A 16,146-nucleotide genomic window follows, 5' to 3' on the forward strand; every position below is an offset into this window, starting at 1 on the left:
GTTAAATAAACGTATACAAAATGAATTAAAAAGACATTTTTACGCTGCTACATTATTCTCTCTCCCATCCAGACTTTAACTGTCGGCTTCAGAATTTAACTGAATCAGCCATACGGTATAAATACCGTACAGGTCGCGGGCTTTCTAAAAAGATTACCGCCGGTTGGGAATTACACCCTGCCCCGAAAGAATAGTATTCAGTTGAAAAACTCTTTCTAAAATATAGTACATTACTATGGTAAACGCAATGTATTGATATTTCTGACTATTAATTCTCTGCTTAATACTATGAATTTAACTGCTAATCAATTGAAGTTAAAGCATCATAGAATGTTTTTATCACATTTGATTTAAAAACGATATTTCATTTATTATCAGATATGTTCTAATCTTGGGTTATACATCAATAACAGGGGGAATTGTAAAATGACAAACTATGAATATGATTTAGTTGTAATCGGATCCGGTAACGCAGCATTAAGTGCGGCGGTCTCAGCAAGTGAAGATGACTTAAAAGTACTCGTTGTCGAAAAGGGGCCGCAGCACAAACGCGAAGGCAACTCATTCTTTACTGATGGAGCAATCCGATTCGCATATAACGATCTTGACGGTTTAAGTAAGGTTGTAGACAACTTATCTGAAGAAGAACTAAACTCAATTGAATTACCAAAATATGCAACAGAGGATTATCACGGCGACTTAATGAACGTTACTAAAAACGAAAGCAACCCAAGTCTTGCTGAACATTTAACAGGCAAGTCATATGAAACAATTCTTTGGATGAAAGAACAGGGCGTAGAGTTCCAGTTAAATGAAAATCAATTCTTTGAAAAAGACGGAAAGAAATCATTCTGGGGCGGTCTGCCTGTTAAAACAGTCGATAAAGGTATCGGTCTTGTAAAATCATTATTCAAAAAAGCAGAAGAGAACGGTGTGGATTTCTGGTACGCATCACCAGCTGAGAAGCTTGAAAAAACAAACGGAAAAATTACAGGTGTTCACGTAAACAGCGAAGAACACGGTAAAGTCCTTGTTAAAACTAAAGCAGTAGTATTAGCGAGCGGCGGATTTGAAGCTGACAAGAAGAAACGTATGGAGCACCTCGGCAAAGAATGGGAAAACGCAATTGTCCGCGGAAGCGAGTACAACACAGGTGACGGTATCACAATGGCACTTGAAGTCGGTGCAGTAAAAGCAGGACAATATGACGGCTGTCACGCACATACTACAGACTACAACTCACCTAAAACTGGTGACTACAGCAAACCTGGTGACATCTATAAGAAATCATCATATCCATTAGGATTAATCGTTAACGTTGAAGGAGAACGTTTCGTTGACGAAGGTGCAGATTTCAGAAACTACACTTACGCAAAATACGGTAAAGAAACTCTGAAACAGACTCAGCAGAAAGCATTTCAGATTTACGATTCTCAGGTGAGAGACATGTTAAGAGTAGAGTACAACCTGGAAGAAGCAACAATGCTGACAGCTGACACTATTGAAGAACTTGCAGTGAAAATGGGCGTTGATAAAGAAAATTTCCTGGAGACAATTAACAGCTACAACGATGCAGTTCAGGACGGCGACTACAACCCGAGTGTTAAAGACGGTAAAACAACAGTCGGCTTATCACCGAACAAAACAAACTGGGCGCTTAAGTTTAACGAAGGTCCTTTTTACGCTTATCCAATTACTTGCGGTATCACATTTACTTTCGGTGCAATCAAAGTAAACAACAAATCAGAAGTACTGGATGAGAATGATGAACCTATTGAAGGGTTATATGCTGCAGGCGAGATGGTCGGAGATCTTTTCTACCATAACTATCCCGGCGGTTCAGGCTTAATGTCAGGATCTGTATTCGGAAAAACTGCAGGTGACTCAGTTAAAAACTATCTTTCTACAGCAGCACAGAATTAGACATAAATTAAAAAGGAAAGCATCCCCCCGATGCTTTCCTTTTTTTATTTGATATTTCCCCACGAGCGCATATGTTCAATGAATTTTTTTACAATAACCAGATTTTCGTAGTCCTCATTGTACATTATCCATGTATCTCTTTTTATTAAAGCTCCGTCTTTCGATTCAACTTTTGATTTATACAGGTTCTCCTCTTCTTTTAAACAAATTTCAGGCACAATAGAATATCCTAAACCACTTTTTACTAATTCCTTACACGTATCAAGACGATCTACTTCCATTTCTATACTTGCCGGCGAAGCAAATTCAGTCGTCCACCAGCGGTTAATAATCTCTTTAAGAGAAGAATCTGTTTTATAATCTATCTGCTTATATGAAGGTAATTCTTGCACATTAATTTCGTTTTGAGAAATAATATACAGCGGTTCCTGATTTAATAAATACTTCCTGCTTTGCCATTGATAATCTCTTCTAAGAATACCAATATGAACTGATGAATCGTTTAACATCTTATATACATCTGAACTCACACCTGTTCTAACATTAAAACGTACTTCAGGATATTTATTTGAAAATGATTTGAGCAGGTTAGGCAGAACATATTGAGCAAAGTTACTCGATACACCGATCTTCAGTGTGCCCGATATTTCTTCACTCATATTATTAATATTATCTTTAACCACCTGAAGCTGCTGCAGCATATCTTTTGCATATTTAACGAGATATTCTCCTTCAGACGTAAATTCAATACCTGTTTTCGTTTTAAAAATAAGCTCGGTTCCTATTTCTTTTTCTAAATTTTTCAAACGATAACTTAATGAAGGTTGCGAAACATATAATTTCTCAGCTGTTTTCGTAATATTCTTCTCTTCATAGAGCAATTTTAATATTTTCCAATCCTTCTGATCCATCGGACCACCCCTTTTTAATGCTTTAAAGACTATAATTCACTCTTCATGTTATCAGATTTTTCTATCGCATAATGTAAGAAGTTAACAATTTGTTTATATAGTACCCAGTTTCTCCGGTTAAAGATATACTGGAATTAATAGATATTCTTTAAGTTGAATCGATATATTCAGATTGGAGATGGATAAACATGATTTCAATTGATAAAGACCTGGAATTTGAATTAGGAGAAGTCACACGCAGGACACACAATATGGGTATTCCTGTCATGATTATTATTGAAGGCGCTCCTGCATCGGGTAAATCACGGTTATCAAACGCCTTATATATGTCGCTCGATGCGAAGTATACAAACTTCGTCGCCACGCGTCCGCCGAGAGAAGCCGATTTAAGGTATCCTTTCCTTCACCGCTACTGGTATCATCTTCCGAAAGACGGCAATATTAATATTCATTTCAGAAGCTGGTACTCGCAATTAATAGAATACAAGGATTATAATATCAAGCGCAATATTAATACTGACTTCAAATTGATTGAAGAAGATATGAAGAACTTTGAAGAAACTTTAACAAACAACGGCTATGAGGTTTTAAAATTTTACATTACTACGGATAAAGAAGTCCGGGAACGTCATATTCAGAAGCTGAAAGATAACCCTATGCTGAAATGGAAAGCTGAAGAATTCCAGAGCCGCCTGCAGCACCATGACTATGATGAAGAAATGGAATACTTTCTGCAGGATGAGACAGTTTCTCCGTGGACTCAGATTGATTTTCATAACAAAGAAGATGCCGCAAATACTTTATACTCTGCGATCATTACTCGTTTAAAGAAACGTATTAAAGCTGAGCATAAAAATAAGCCAAAGACCGAAGGCAGGTTCAGCGATAACTTTAAAACTGACTTGTTCACATTTGATTTTGATAAAGAAACTATCCCAAAGCATGAATATAAAGAAATACTGCCGGATTTACAGGCAAGAATGCGTGAAATTCAGTTCCAGCTCTATCAGGAGAAGATTCCGCTTGTCTTGGTTTATGAAGGAATGGACGCTGCCGGCAAAGGCGGTAACATTAAACGTACGAGAGCACTCCTTGATCCGACGGGCTATAAAAACAATGCTATTGGTACCCCGACTGATATCGAGCTTGCCCATCATTACTTATGGCGGTTTGCGAAACGGACACCAAGAAGCGGCCACATTGGATTTTTTGACCGCAGCTGGTATGGACGGGTTCTCGTCGAACGTGTAGAAGGTTTCGCTTCACAGGATGCATGGCAGCAGGCCTATGAAGAAATCAATGATTTTGAACAGTCTCTGCATAATTCTGGAGCCATCATAATTAAATTCTTCCTGTCACTGGATAAGAATGAGCAGCTCGAACGGCTTAAAGACCGTGAGGACACGCCTGAAAAACAATGGAAGATTACAGATGAAGACTGGCGAAACCGTGAGAAATGGGATTTATACCTGGAAGCTTCTGAAGATATGATTCGTCAAACAGATACTGACTATGCACCGTGGATAGTCATACCGGCAAACGATAAGCGTTATGCTCGTATTACTGCATTGAAAACTATTATAAAAATATGTGAAGAACGTTTAGCAGATGGGAATAAAAGAGTATAATAGAATTGTTGTGACATAAAATCAAGGGGGAAAACATCAATGAAATACGTATTTTTAACAGGTACTAACAGAGGTCTAGGTGAAGCGACTGCAAAAATATTCAAAGACAGTAAAATTATCAGCATTACAAGAAGCGGTGTGGAAGAAACAGGTAATATCCATAAAGCATTTTCAGTAGATTTCAGCGATACAGATGCGATGGAACATTTTGTGCCTGAAATCTTCAATTCTGTAGATCCAGATGAAACGGATGAAGTATATTTACTGAACGTTGCAGGTATCGTTGATCCTGTAAAAGCTGTCAGCAATTTATCATCAGATGATATGTTAACAAACTATAAAGTGAATGTGGTGGCGCCAACACTGCTTATTAAAGGATTCGTTAACCGCTTCAAAGACTTTGGCGGCGAAAAACGTATCGTTACTGTAACAAGCGGCGCAGCAAGAGGTCCGGTCGAAGGGTGGAGCGTATACTGCAGCTCTAAAGCAGCTGTAAACATGATACACAGCGTGCTGAACAAAGAAAACGTTCACCAAGGCAACAATATTAAGAGCGCGGTGTTCTATCCGGGCGTTATCGATACTGGCATGCAGGAAGTTATCCGTGCATCCGACATTAAAGAGTTCCCGAATGTGGACCGCTTTAAAGAATATAAAGAAACGAACAAGCTTGCGAAAGCTGAAGACGTTGCAGCAGCATTACATAAAGTAGTGACGCTGGAAGACTTCGGCAGCGAAGAAAGCTATGATGTAAAAGATTATATCTAAACAAAGAACGGGAGTAACGCATAGCGTTATTCCCGTTCTTTATATTAATACTGACTTAAATACTGTTCTTTTTCCCATGAGGTTATTTGTGCACTGTACATTTTCCATTCATAAGTCTTATTCTTTATAAAATGGTCGCATATGTGTTTACCCAGTGCTTCCTGAATGACTTCATCTGCTTTTAATGCTTTCAGTGCCGTATATAACGTTGTCGGCAGGTCTTCTACATCTTCTGCCTGACGTTCTTTTTGCGTCATCTCAAAAATATTTTCATCCACCGGTGTGGTCAGATCTTTCTGATTCTGAATACCGCTTAATCCCGCTTTTAATATTACTGCAGTCGCAAGGTACGGGTTTGCTGACGGATCCAATGATCTTACTTCCGCACGTGTACCCGCACCTCTTGTTGACGGAATTCTCAAGAGCGGTGTACGGTTACTCCCGCTCCATGCGATATAACGCGGCGCTTCAAACCCTGCGCTCAGCCGCTTATATGAATTCACCAGCGGATTACAGATTGCCGTATAGCCTCTTGCATGGTCTAGTAATCCCGCCATGAAGTATTTCATTTCTTCGCTTAGCCCATACTCATCATCTTTATCGTAAAACACGTTTTCACCATCTTTAAATAATGAGACATTATAATGCATACCGCTCCCGGCCTCATCGTATAGAGGTTTAGGCATAAATGTAACATGCAGACCGTATTGTCTGGCTACTGTTTTTGCCACCAGTTTAAACGTCTGAATATTATCACTCGACGTTACCGCATCACTGTATTTAAAACTGATTTCATGCTGGCTGGGTCCTGCTTCATGGTGAAACATTTCTACTTCAAAATCCATTTTCTTAAGTGTTTTTGCTATTTCACGTCGGCATCTTTCACTTGTATCTGTGATCGATACATCAAAGTAACCGCTCGTGTCATTCACGATAGTAGTGGGATTATTGTCTTTGTCCAATTTAAATAAATAGAACTCAGGCTCCGGACCAAGGTTAAATGCATCGTAACCCATGTCTTCCATTTCTTTAACAATACGCTTTAAATTACTTCTCGGATCTCCTTCGAAAGGCTCGTTATTGAAGTTATGCACATCGCAAATTAATCGTGCAACTCTGCAGTTTTCTTCAGACCATGGGAAAATACTCCAAGTATTATAATCAGGCTTTAAATACATATCCGATTCTTCAACGCGGACAAACCCTTCAATAGAAGAACCATCGAACATTATTTCCCCATCCAGTGCTTCTTCCAGCTGCTCAACAGGGATTTCCACATTTTTAAGTGCACCTAATATATCTGTGAACTGTAATTTCACATACCCGATTTTTTCTTCTTGTGCAATCTTTAAAATATCTTCCTTAGATATTTTACTCATTTAAATGACCACTCCTAAATATGTTTAACACATAAATCTTCTCTTAGTTTATAAACCCCATTGCCCGCGTGCTTAAACGGGTTTTTCATTTTTATTTTTTATTACAATAACAACAATGGCAGAAACTGCGAGTTCAATGCTGATAATCAGCAATGTAATATTTAAATTCATGTAATCACTGCCATTCTCCGAATAGATAGCATATAACGGCCAGATAATGACGAGCGGATATAACCAGTCTTTAAAATACAAGGCCGTCAGAACACCAATGGCTCCTGCAGCTGCCAGCATGATAATTGTCCATGTTAATTCATCCAGACCGATTATAGAATCGATATTATTATCATTCGTTAATTGGAAAACATTAACGATAGAGGCGACTGTTACCCAGGCAAAATAAACAGAGTAAGGAAAACGGTCAAACCAGCTGTAGTTCTGAGACGTAATTAAAATATGCATAATAATCAATGTAATCAGCAATGAAAAAATTACAATTACCGAAGCGAGTATCATTTGCTGAGTAAATACTAAAATCCAGGCACTGTTGAGTAAAAAGTTAATAATTGGCCAGTATTTAAATTTATATGCTGGAGAATCTTCCCATGTTTTCTGAAAGAACTGCTTAATTATCCATATAAATACTAGAATATATATTAAACCCCATATGGAAAACGCAAATCCTGCCGGCTGAATAATCGGCTGATTGTTATCTGCAACATTTCCAACTTTAGTTCCTACAAAGTAGTTCATCACTATCATTCATTACTATAAAAGCAGCTAAGTAACCTGCTGCCCATTTTCTCTGTGTACTCTTCAAATCACCTTTCTGTTATTAGTAATAAGAAAAGCGAGGGCATGCCCTCGCTTTTCTCTATAGTGTGATTTCAACGGGTTCCTCGTCATCATTCATAATTTTAATTTCGTCCGGCGTCACCTTTAGAACTTTCAGGTGCGGATTTTCTTTTGAATCAAAGAAGGTTTTATCCTGTTTTTCCCAGAGCCAGTCAATTGTATCCTGGTCATCAATTCGTTCCACACTGCCGCTGATTTCCACAAATGCATTGTTATTAGTATCATTAAAGCCAAGGAGTATATGAGCCTTCGGATTTTGTTCAAGTTCATCGTATTTAGGCGACTGGTCATTCGTTTTAGCATACAATGTCAGCCCGTCATTATAAAACCACATATAACGGGAATTCGGCACATTATCTTTCGCTGTGGATAAGACACCTATTTTTGACTCATCTAAAATTTCTTCTATACGTTCAATAACTCTTGACTGTTCCACAATATCACCCGTCCTTTAAATTAATCATTCTTTATGTACATACCACATATGATTTCTTTTATTCATAAAGGGTATAAATGAATATCGATAAAATGAACAGGAGGTAATTGATTATGGATGTTAAGGCAGAAGCGAAAAAACTCGAAGGTGACGGCTGGGAACTGAAAGAAGAGAAACTGGTTAAAAAGTTTAAATTCGATCGTTTTCTCGACGGTATCGAGTTTGTGAATATGCTTGCCCAGCAGGCAGAGAAAGAGCAGCACCATCCCGGTATCAGAATTAATTACACCACGATAACGGTAGTATGGACAACATTCTCCACACATGAACTTAAAGAGCGTGATATCGAAGGTGCGAAGGCAACAGACAAAATCTTCGGTTAAAATAACGGACTGCTCAGTTTTTAATGAACTCGGCAGTCCCGTTTTATATCTTTTTACTATAAGGATTTGAATAGATGAAGTATTTAATATCCGGAACAGTGACCGGATTAATTTCCGGCATGTTTTTATTTATCGTCTCTGCAGTAATTGAACGGCTGACTGAGCTAGAGCTGATGACACTGCTTCTGAATATAGATTTTCTGACAGCACATGAGTTTTATTTCGTGACAGAGGTACTGTTTCATCTCATTACTTCGGTTATCATTGCCGTGTTACTTAAGTTTATCTTTGTGAACTTTCAAAAGTTTTATATTCCGGCACTTGTATTCAGCTGGATGCTGACAAGCGCACTGTTTTATGTATTGGATTATTTAAGTATAGAAGAGATTAATTTATACGGCCTGCAGGGCTTTAATGTATGGATGTTTATACATCTGTGTTATTTCATTTTTATTTTTCTACTTCATAAAAAAGGTTTTTAACACACTGAGGGGGACATTATGAATAAAGAAGCAGTACCGTTATTAGAAGAGGTAAAGCAGATACGCCAGCAAGTCAGAAAAGACGGCAGAGAAATACTGGAGCGCTGGCAGCAGAGAGAAGTCCGTGAAGATTATAAGCACAGCCTTAAAAATCTCGCTTCCTATATGGCGTTCCGCCGGGAAGATCACAGGGACATACAGAATGCTTTAATACCGTGGGGTGTATCGTCACTCGGCCGTCTTGAACCCAACGTGCTCGGCAACCTCGATTCAGTAATTAAAACACTCGGTTACATTACCGGAGATATTCAGGATGATACTGAGTATTTTAAATACTCCGGCTCAACAGACCGAAAAAGTCTGCTTGAAAAAAATACCTCACACCTGCTCGGCGAACGTAACGACCATCGTCATACGCAGATTATGGTAACGATGCCTGCGGAAGCAGCGAAAGACTATGAGCTGGTTAAAACGCTGATTGAGTCCGGCATGAATGCCGCACGTATCAACTGTGCTCACGATGACGAGAATACATGGAGACAGATGATTAACAATATCAAAGAAGCGTCAGGAGAAACGGGTAAATCATGCAGAATACTGATGGATATAAGCGGACCGAAAGTCCGTATTAAAACACTGCTGACTTCTAAAAGAAATCCTAAACTGAAGGCAGACGAGAATTTTCTGCTGTCCAATCAGGAAGCAATGGTGCTCCCGCAAAAAGTCAGCATAGCGATTAATACTTCCGTGCCGGAAGTACTTAAGAATGTGGATATCGATCAGCTTATTAAAATAGATGACGGACAGGTTGAAGCTGTCGTCACGGAAATTCAGGATGACGGCTTGATATGTAAAGTAAAAAAAACATCAAAACCAAAAGGTGTTAAAATCAAAACCGAAAAAGGGATAAACTTTCCGGTCCTGGATATGAATTTAAACGTCCTTACAGAAAAAGATATGACAGATCTCGATTTCGCAGTGGAGAACGCAGATATCATCGCATTTTCATTCGTAAAAAGTGCTGATGATATGAAGTATATTGAAGATACACTGCAGAAGAAGCTCCCGGAAGATAAAAAAGATATGCCGATTATCGCTAAAATAGAAACAACAGAAGCAATTGGTGAAATACCCAATATTATTGCAGAAGCAGCATCAGCCAGATCATTTGGCATCATGGTCGCCAGGGGAGATCTTGCTGTTGAAATAGGCTATGAACGACTCAGTGAAATACAGGAAGAACTGCTGTGGATATGTGAAGCAGCCCATACACCGATTATTTGGGCGACGCAGGTGCTGGAATCGCTGATTAAAACAGGTATCCCGACACGTTCGGAAATTTCCGATGTTGTGGCCGGTGCACGTGCTGAATGTATTATGCTGAACAAAGGAGATTACATCGTCGACGGCGTGAAAACGGTCGATGATATTCTGAGTAAGAGTGATGACCATAATTATAAGAAAACAGCGATGCTCCGCGCACTGAATATATCCAAAACAATGTTTGAATAAGATCATGTGCGTCTCAAAAAGGGGCGCATTTTTTTATGATATAATCCAACATAAAACAGAGGCAGAAAGTTGGGTGGATATGCGTAAACTTAAAGAATTCACTAAATATATCATGATTGCAGCAGTTGGCGGAATACTTGATTTACTGTTGTTTATCGTACTGCATACTTATACGGATATTCATATTCAAATAGTAAATCTGATCAGTATGTTCACAGGTATCACAACAAATTTTATATTAAATTATCATTTTAACTTCAAGGCGGACAGCAAGTTTTTCAAACGCTATTTTTCATTTCTGACTATCGGTGCTGTCGGCTTTTCAATTGTTTCAATATTCGTCTTTATTTTTGTGCAAAACCTTGAATGGAATGCTATTTTTGTTAAAATAGGCGCGACGATGTTTGCGACTGTTATTCAGTATTTTTTAAACCGGTATATATCATTCCGCAGATACAGAGCATAAGGCGGAAACGACGTTCGGCAACATGAAAGAAGATGTTATTAAACATTTTGAACCAGGTTACGCGAATGATAATTTCTGCACATGCATTCTTCATTCCAAATGGGAGAGTTAAAGGATTTAGGAACTTAACACTCAAATCAATGTAATGTATAGCGTTACAAAACTATGCCATGCGTTACATTGATTATTTAAATCCCGCCCGAGCTGCTAAAGCTCCAGCGGGATTTTTGTTTATCGGCAAAATGTATGCGTTCACAAAAACTCCATAATTTACTACAAAGATGTAAAAGTTATTGTTGGTTATTCTTCAGTTATAGATTAGAATAGGTTTTCTGATTGAATTTTAAATGATGGAGGATGGGATATGGAATTAAATTTAGTAACATCATTATTTTTAGCAGTGATGGTTTACCTCATCGGTGCTTACTTAGTTAGAAAAATACATTTTTTAGATAGATACTCTATACCGGCGCCAGTTGTCGGCGGGCTGCTGTTCGCCGTTTTCACTTTAATAATGCACAGTACAGGGCTAGTTACAATCACTGTTGAGACTTCCTTACAGTCTTTGTTTATGATTATATTTTTTACAACAGTCGGCTTAGGCGCAAGTTTTAAACTGATTAAACTAGGCGGTAAATTACTTGTTATTTATTTACTAGCAGCGAGTTTCTTATCAGTGATTCAGAATACACTTGGAGTTTCCCTTGCAGGTCTTCTTGGTATAGACCCGCTGCTTGGTCTTATGGCTTCGTCTCCTGCAATGATAGGCGGACACGGGGGTGCTGCCGCGTTTGGTGAGACAATAGATGGTCTGGGAGTACAGGGTGCAACAACGGTTGGTATTGCCGCAGCCACACTCGGACTTATTGCCGGCGGGGTATTTGGCGGTCCGGTAGCACGCTTTATGATTAACAGACATAACCTTAAGAGTAATGAGCCTGATTTTAATGCAGCACAATATGAATTTGAAAATCCAAAAGAAGAAAACAAATTCACAATAAACCAATTCTTTATTTATCTTTTAATAATTACGTTTGCCATGGCACTTGGTACATATATCGGCGGTATATTCTCTGACTTAACAGGTGTAATCCTGCCTGATTATGTAGGAGCTATGTTCGTTGCGATTGTGGTCAGAACACTGTTGGATGCATCACAGGATAGAGTGCCGTTTGATTTCGACACAACTGTAAACGATAAAATCGGAGCAGTTTCTTTAGGTTTATTCCTGTCATTTGCATTGATGAGCATAAAACTTTGGGAACTAGCGGATTTGGCGTTGCCGATTCTGCTGATTGTTTCTGCTCACGTCATTGTTATCATTCTGTATACGATGTTTATCGTCTACAGACTTCTCGGGAAGAACTATGACGCAGTCGTGATGATTAACGGTATGATAGGAAGCGGTTTAGGTGCAACACCTACAGCGATGGCTAACATGGATGCAATTACATCTAAATTCGGTTCTTCGAAGACCGCTTACTTAATCGTACCGGTCGTTGGAGCATTCCTTATTGATATCGTTAACATTCCCGTTATCGTGTTCTTTATAAATTTATTCAGTTAAACATTAAAAGCCGGGGAGTCCCCGGCTTTTTTTATGCGTATTTATCTTCCTGTTCAGATGCCTTATCCCGTAACTCGTTATAATATAATACGCTGGTCATCGCACCTTCATCCACCATATTTGCATCCCTTGCCTCATTCGGTTTTCCGAGATTAATAATATAGTCATCATCCGTCCATTTATTCATAGCACCTTTGATTAACTGCCCCGTTTCTGTCTTTGATGCATAAAGTGCTCCTGCTGCGAGTCCCGCTCCAATAATAAACTTCGTTCGTTTACGCATGGTAAATCCTCCTTAAAAGATTAGTTCGCAACTGCCTTTATTTACCTATTCCCGTTTTAGAGCATGACCTAACAACTTTATGATGTTTCACACATTTGATACTCACTATTATAAATGGGTATAATTAATTAAATTGATTTATAAAGAGGTAGTTATATGAATATTAACGATGTAAAGCCGCCTGCAGAGTTTAAGTATTTTGAAGAACAGGTAACCATTCACAAACATTTTTCGTTTATATGCGATAACCGTATATTTTTTTCTAATACTGCTTTTAAAGATTTAAAGAATCATCATTATTCTTTCAGCATTGAGATATCTTCACCTGTTAATGCTCTTGGGCTTGCGACTGATTTTCATTTAATCGATAAAATTTACGATGAAGAAATCGGCGTTAAGCTGGATAACTGCCTGCTTAATGAAACGCTGCCGGAGATGAATACGACAGCAGAAAACATAGCTTACTGGCTGTTTGAAGAGTTTTCTGCACGTTTGCCGGAGAATGATGTACTGCTGAAAGTAACGCTGTACGAAAATCCGAAGCAGGGTGTTACGATTACTAAACAGATGACACTTCACAAATTCACATAAGTGGACTATGATAGTGATAATCAAATAATGAATTCACCACCACTGGGGGTGTCCGTACGGACTGAGATTGACCCTTATCACCTGATCTAGATCATACTAGCGTAGGGAAGTGGCATATTTTTATATGCACACCATTCCGTTAGTGGTGTGTTTTTTTGTTTGAAATTTATAACGGAGGCTTCATCATGAAAAAAGGAAACAGTTTAACACTCACTGATATTTTAATTACTGTCGTTATCGCACTCGTTTTCGCTGTTATTTATTCTTTATGGGACGGAATTTATACTATTCTGCAGCCGTTCGGACTTCACTTAAATGAACTGGTTTACGGCATGTGGTTTATCGCTGCAATTGTGGCGTACTTAATTATAAGAAAGCCCGGTGTTGCACTGATTGCCGAGTTTGCAGCGGCTTCCGGGGAAACGATTGTACTGCTGCAGTTTGATGTCTCGCTGATTATGTATGGTTTAATACAGGGACTGGTTTGTGAGCTTGTATTCCTGTTCTTCAGATATAAGAGTACAAGCCTGATGGCGGCAGTTCTTGCCGGTATAGCAGCTGCTCTGTCAACGCTGCCGCTCGATTGGTATTACGGTTATCTCGGACACCTTGAAACATGGAATCTGGCATTAATGTTCTCACTCAGAATTCTCAGTGGTGCGATTGTAGCCGGCTGGCTGGGTCATTTGCTCTATAAAGCTTTGAAAGAAACCGGCGTCTTAAAGTTTGTCGGTCGAAGAGCTGATAATTCACATGAAGGATTATAATATGTCTCGAGTAAATATAGAAAAATTGAATTTAAAATTTCCGGAAGCACCTGCCAAGCTTTTTAACGATTTAAATATTTATATCGAAGCAGGGGAGAAAGTACTGCTGCTCGGACCGAGCGGTTCGGGAAAAAGTACGCTGCTGAATGTCATGGGCGGATTAATTCCCAATGTTATTCATACACCGATGAAAGCTGAGATTCTCGATATTCCTGATGATAATGCTTATGTGTTTCAGGATCCTGATTCTCAGTTTACGATGCCGACTGTTGCAGAAGAACTCGCTTTTATATTAGAAAACAGAAGTATTCCAAAAGAAAATATGGAACCGATGATGCTGGATGCACTGAAGCAGACCCGACTCGATGTGCCTCTCGACTTAAATATTAATAACTTATCCGGCGGAATGAAGCAGAAGCTGTCTATCGCTTCCGCACTGCTGCAGAACCCAGATACACTGTTCCTGGATGAACCGACAAGTATGCTGGACGATGAATCCGCAGCTTCGTTGTGGAACGTTATTGAGCAGATTTGGGAAAAACGCACAGTAGTTATCGTTGAACATCGTGTTGATTATATTTGGGATAAAGTCGACCGTGTCATTCTGATGAATGGCGAAGCACAGATTATCCACGAAGGTATACCCAATGACGTTTTAAGACATCACAAAGACCTTTTAAATGAATACGGTGTCTGGCATCCGGAATCGTGGCAGAAGGCTCCTGTATACGCTCCGCTGTCACCTCAGGATGAAGTACTGCTGAAACTGAAAGACCTGCATCTTGAACGCCGGGGCATGGAGATTCTGCACGTTGATCATTTAAGTGTTGGAAAAGGGGAATGGATTACACTAGAAGGCAAAAATGGCACTGGTAAATCCAGCCTGCTGCTTGCGATTATGAAACTCATTCCGGCAGACGGCAGCATTTATTACCGGGGCAAAATAATTAAAAAGACCAAACACATTGCGGGAAATGTATATCCTGTTTTCCAAAATCCGGAACTGCAATTTATTACACATAAAGTATTCGATGAGATTTTTATCAATATGGAATCACGTTTTGACTATAACGAAGCAGTGCGCCAGACAGAGGTCATTTTAAATCAGTTCGGGCTGAATAATATTGCCCATCTGCATCCGCTTGAAATTTCCACCGGCCAGAAAAGACGCTTAAGTGTTGCAACAGCTCTCGGCGGTGTACCTGATGTGCTGCTGCTCGATGAGCCGACGTTCGGTCTCGATCAGAAATCAGCTTTTCGTATGCTCGGCATGTTTCATGAAATGGCAGTCGCAGGCACAACGATAATTATGATTACGCATGATGAGAATATTAAAGAACGCTATCCGTCGAGACGGTTGATTATTGAAAATGGAACACTTCATGAGAAGAGGACAGGTCATGCTTGAAACGATAAAGAATTACAGCACCTTTATAGATAAAGCGAATCCGCTGACGAAAATACTGCTCGCGGCAATACTTTTTGCCACAGTAATTTTTATTCATAATCCGAACGTCCTCTTTCATCTGACAATACTCATGCTCATAGCATTACTGTGCCTAAGCGGTGTTAAAATTAAATATCTCGTCATGCTGCTGATTTTCATATTTATTTCAGGGTTCATCTCAAGTCTCTATATGATATTTTACGGTGAAGGTACTGAAACACTGTTTCGCTACGGCATTATTCATATTACTGACGAAAGCTTTGTCAGGGGACTTCACATTACGATGCGCGGCGTTATTCTGTCGTTATTCGGTGCACTCGTTATATTTACGACGAAGATTACCGATGTGTTTTACGCTTTGATGATTCAGCTTAAAGTGAAACCTAAATATGCCTATTCTTTTATGGCAGCGATACGAATGGTGCCGATTATTGTCTCTGAATACTTCCAGCTGAGACAGGCGAGAAAAGTGCGCAGTGCACTGATTAACAAAAAACATATTTCTGGATTTAAAAGCCTGAAATCAACGATTGTCACATTGCTCAGCCAAAGTATCAGACGGGCATACAGACTCGGCATTGCTATGGAATCAAAAGGGTTTTCTGACGGCAGCCGTACGTATTTCTATAAAACATCTTTATCAAGATACGATTTATATTTAATGCTGATAATCGCAGCAGCGATTATTACTGCTGTACAGATTGGTACTGTAATTACGCCATTTGACAGTACCGATGCAAGATAAAAAGAA

The 16,146-nt window shown here is 39.2% G+C and carries 17 protein-coding genes and 2 riboswitches; of the genes, 12 read left to right on the top strand and 5 right to left on the bottom strand.

The annotated features are described in order from the left end of the window. Window positions 1–52 precede the first annotated feature (52 nt). A riboswitch (FMN riboswitch) is annotated at window positions 53–194 on the bottom strand. A gap of 232 nt (window positions 195–426) precedes the next feature. Beyond that, window positions 427–1,923, top strand: coding sequence for an FAD-dependent tricarballylate dehydrogenase TcuA (tcuA, locus tag HNR41_RS07590; RefSeq protein WP_184283333.1), 1,497 nt, complete (start codon window positions 427–429; stop codon window positions 1,921–1,923). A gap of 44 nt (window positions 1,924–1,967) precedes the next feature. Here tcuA and HNR41_RS07595 read toward each other — a convergent pair whose 3' ends face one another. Beyond that, window positions 1,968–2,834: a LysR family transcriptional regulator gene (locus HNR41_RS07595; RefSeq protein ID WP_184283335.1), complete on the bottom strand. Its 867-nt coding sequence runs from the start codon at window positions 2,832–2,834 to the stop codon at window positions 1,968–1,970. A 188-nt stretch (window positions 2,835–3,022) separates the two neighbouring features. Here HNR41_RS07595 and HNR41_RS07600 point away from each other — a divergent pair, with 188 nt between their 5' ends. Then, window positions 3,023–4,462 (top strand): zeta toxin family protein, encoded by a 1,440-nt coding sequence (locus tag HNR41_RS07600; RefSeq protein WP_184283337.1) that lies wholly within the window; start codon window positions 3,023–3,025, stop codon window positions 4,460–4,462. Window positions 4,463–4,501: 39 nt separating this feature from the next. Then, complete coding sequence (locus HNR41_RS07605) at window positions 4,502–5,230, top strand: SDR family NAD(P)-dependent oxidoreductase (protein ID WP_184283339.1); 729 nt, start codon at window positions 4,502–4,504, stop codon at window positions 5,228–5,230. A 44-nt stretch (window positions 5,231–5,274) separates the two neighbouring features. Here HNR41_RS07605 and glnA read toward each other — a convergent pair whose 3' ends face one another. From glnA to HNR41_RS07620, 3 genes are all read right to left on the bottom strand, one after another. Next, complete coding sequence (gene glnA, locus HNR41_RS07610; RefSeq protein ID WP_026859451.1) at window positions 5,275–6,609, bottom strand: type I glutamate--ammonia ligase; 1,335 nt, start codon at window positions 6,607–6,609, stop codon at window positions 5,275–5,277. Between the two features lie 72 nt (window positions 6,610–6,681). Beyond that, window positions 6,682–7,368 (bottom strand): TspO-related membrane protein, encoded by a 687-nt coding sequence (locus tag HNR41_RS07615; protein WP_229714964.1) that lies wholly within the window; start codon window positions 7,366–7,368, stop codon window positions 6,682–6,684. Between the two features lie 112 nt (window positions 7,369–7,480). Further along, window positions 7,481–7,897, bottom strand: coding sequence for a pyridoxamine 5'-phosphate oxidase family protein (locus HNR41_RS07620; protein WP_184283341.1), 417 nt, complete (start codon window positions 7,895–7,897; stop codon window positions 7,481–7,483). A 113-nt stretch (window positions 7,898–8,010) separates the two neighbouring features. Here HNR41_RS07620 and HNR41_RS07625 point away from each other — a divergent pair, with 113 nt between their 5' ends. From HNR41_RS07625 to gltS, 5 genes are all read left to right on the top strand, one after another. Continuing rightward, window positions 8,011–8,280 (top strand): 4a-hydroxytetrahydrobiopterin dehydratase, encoded by a 270-nt coding sequence (locus HNR41_RS07625; RefSeq protein WP_221432895.1) that lies wholly within the window; start codon window positions 8,011–8,013, stop codon window positions 8,278–8,280. A gap of 74 nt (window positions 8,281–8,354) precedes the next feature. After that, complete coding sequence (locus HNR41_RS07630) at window positions 8,355–8,762, top strand: hypothetical protein (protein WP_184283343.1); 408 nt, start codon at window positions 8,355–8,357, stop codon at window positions 8,760–8,762. Between the two features lie 18 nt (window positions 8,763–8,780). Continuing rightward, the gene (locus HNR41_RS07635) at window positions 8,781–10,274 is read left to right on the top strand and encodes a pyruvate kinase (protein WP_184283345.1); all 1,494 of its coding nucleotides are present in this window, start codon (window positions 8,781–8,783) and stop codon (window positions 10,272–10,274) included. A gap of 79 nt (window positions 10,275–10,353) precedes the next feature. Then, the gene (locus HNR41_RS07640; protein ID WP_141638996.1) at window positions 10,354–10,740 is read left to right on the top strand and encodes a GtrA family protein; all 387 of its coding nucleotides are present in this window, start codon (window positions 10,354–10,356) and stop codon (window positions 10,738–10,740) included. Between the two features lie 364 nt (window positions 10,741–11,104). Continuing rightward, window positions 11,105–12,307 carry a sodium/glutamate symporter gene (gene gltS, locus HNR41_RS07645; protein ID WP_184283347.1) on the top strand — a complete coding sequence of 401 codons (1,203 nt, stop codon included), beginning with the start codon at window positions 11,105–11,107 and terminating at the stop codon, window positions 12,305–12,307. Window positions 12,308–12,338: 31 nt separating this feature from the next. Here the strand turns inward: gltS and HNR41_RS07650 are convergent, their stop codons facing one another. Beyond that, window positions 12,339–12,590 carry a YbyB family protein gene (locus tag HNR41_RS07650; RefSeq protein WP_184283349.1) on the bottom strand — a complete coding sequence of 84 codons (252 nt, stop codon included), beginning with the start codon at window positions 12,588–12,590 and terminating at the stop codon, window positions 12,339–12,341. Between the two features lie 156 nt (window positions 12,591–12,746). On the opposite strand from HNR41_RS07650, the gene HNR41_RS07655 reads away from it, so the two are divergent. The 4 genes from HNR41_RS07655 to HNR41_RS07670 all read left to right on the top strand — a co-directional run bounded on the left by HNR41_RS07655 (window position 12,747) and on the right by HNR41_RS07670 (window position 16,140). Beyond that, entirely contained in the window at window positions 12,747–13,181 is a 435-nt protein-coding gene (locus HNR41_RS07655) for a 6-pyruvoyl trahydropterin synthase family protein (RefSeq protein WP_184283351.1), read from the top strand. A 34-nt stretch (window positions 13,182–13,215) separates the two neighbouring features. After that, a riboswitch (TPP riboswitch) is annotated at window positions 13,216–13,306 on the top strand. Window positions 13,307–13,366: 60 nt separating this feature from the next. Beyond that, window positions 13,367–13,948: an ECF transporter S component gene (locus tag HNR41_RS07660; RefSeq protein ID WP_026859440.1), complete on the top strand. Its 582-nt coding sequence runs from the start codon at window positions 13,367–13,369 to the stop codon at window positions 13,946–13,948. A gap of 1 nt (window position 13,949) precedes the next feature. Next, window positions 13,950–15,356 carry an ABC transporter ATP-binding protein gene (locus HNR41_RS07665; protein ID WP_184283353.1) on the top strand — a complete coding sequence of 469 codons (1,407 nt, stop codon included), beginning with the start codon at window positions 13,950–13,952 and terminating at the stop codon, window positions 15,354–15,356. After that, window positions 15,349–16,140, top strand: a complete 792-nt coding sequence (locus HNR41_RS07670) for an energy-coupling factor transporter transmembrane component T family protein (protein ID WP_184283355.1) — start codon at window positions 15,349–15,351, stop codon at window positions 16,138–16,140. The genes HNR41_RS07665 and HNR41_RS07670 overlap by 8 nt, the downstream gene beginning before the upstream one ends. Window positions 16,141–16,146: the final 6 nt, after the last annotated feature.

This window comes from Jeotgalicoccus coquinae (genome assembly GCF_014207425.1).
In the GTDB taxonomy this organism is placed as follows: Bacteria; Bacillota; Bacilli; order Staphylococcales; family Salinicoccaceae; genus Jeotgalicoccus; species Jeotgalicoccus coquinae.

Excerpts from the sequence above, each read along its gene's own strand:
- tcuA (WP_184283333.1), top strand. The coding sequence starts at position 427 with ATGACAAACTATGAATATGATTTAGTTGTAATCGGATCCGGTAACGCA.
- HNR41_RS07595 (WP_184283335.1), bottom strand. The coding sequence starts at position 2,834 with ATGGATCAGAAGGATTGGAAAATATTAAAATTGCTCTATGAAGAGAAG.
- HNR41_RS07600 (WP_184283337.1), top strand. The coding sequence starts at position 3,023 with ATGATTTCAATTGATAAAGACCTGGAATTTGAATTAGGAGAAGTCACA.
- HNR41_RS07605 (WP_184283339.1), top strand. The coding sequence starts at position 4,502 with ATGAAATACGTATTTTTAACAGGTACTAACAGAGGTCTAGGTGAAGCG.
- glnA (WP_026859451.1), bottom strand. The coding sequence starts at position 6,609 with ATGAGTAAAATATCTAAGGAAGATATTTTAAAGATTGCACAAGAAGAA.
- HNR41_RS07615 (WP_229714964.1), bottom strand. The coding sequence starts at position 7,368 with ATGATAGTGATGAACTACTTTGTAGGAACTAAAGTTGGAAATGTTGCA.
- HNR41_RS07625 (WP_221432895.1), top strand. The coding sequence starts at position 8,011 with ATGGATGTTAAGGCAGAAGCGAAAAAACTCGAAGGTGACGGCTGGGAA.
- HNR41_RS07630 (WP_184283343.1), top strand. The coding sequence starts at position 8,355 with ATGAAGTATTTAATATCCGGAACAGTGACCGGATTAATTTCCGGCATG.
- HNR41_RS07635 (WP_184283345.1), top strand. The coding sequence starts at position 8,781 with ATGAATAAAGAAGCAGTACCGTTATTAGAAGAGGTAAAGCAGATACGC.
- HNR41_RS07640 (WP_141638996.1), top strand. The coding sequence starts at position 10,354 with ATGCGTAAACTTAAAGAATTCACTAAATATATCATGATTGCAGCAGTT.
- gltS (WP_184283347.1), top strand. The coding sequence starts at position 11,105 with ATGGAATTAAATTTAGTAACATCATTATTTTTAGCAGTGATGGTTTAC.
- HNR41_RS07650 (WP_184283349.1), bottom strand. The coding sequence starts at position 12,590 with ATGCGTAAACGAACGAAGTTTATTATTGGAGCGGGACTCGCAGCAGGA.
- HNR41_RS07655 (WP_184283351.1), top strand. The coding sequence starts at position 12,747 with ATGAATATTAACGATGTAAAGCCGCCTGCAGAGTTTAAGTATTTTGAA.
- HNR41_RS07660 (WP_026859440.1), top strand. The coding sequence starts at position 13,367 with ATGAAAAAAGGAAACAGTTTAACACTCACTGATATTTTAATTACTGTC.
- HNR41_RS07665 (WP_184283353.1), top strand. The coding sequence starts at position 13,950 with ATGTCTCGAGTAAATATAGAAAAATTGAATTTAAAATTTCCGGAAGCA.
- HNR41_RS07670 (WP_184283355.1), top strand. The coding sequence starts at position 15,349 with ATGCTTGAAACGATAAAGAATTACAGCACCTTTATAGATAAAGCGAAT.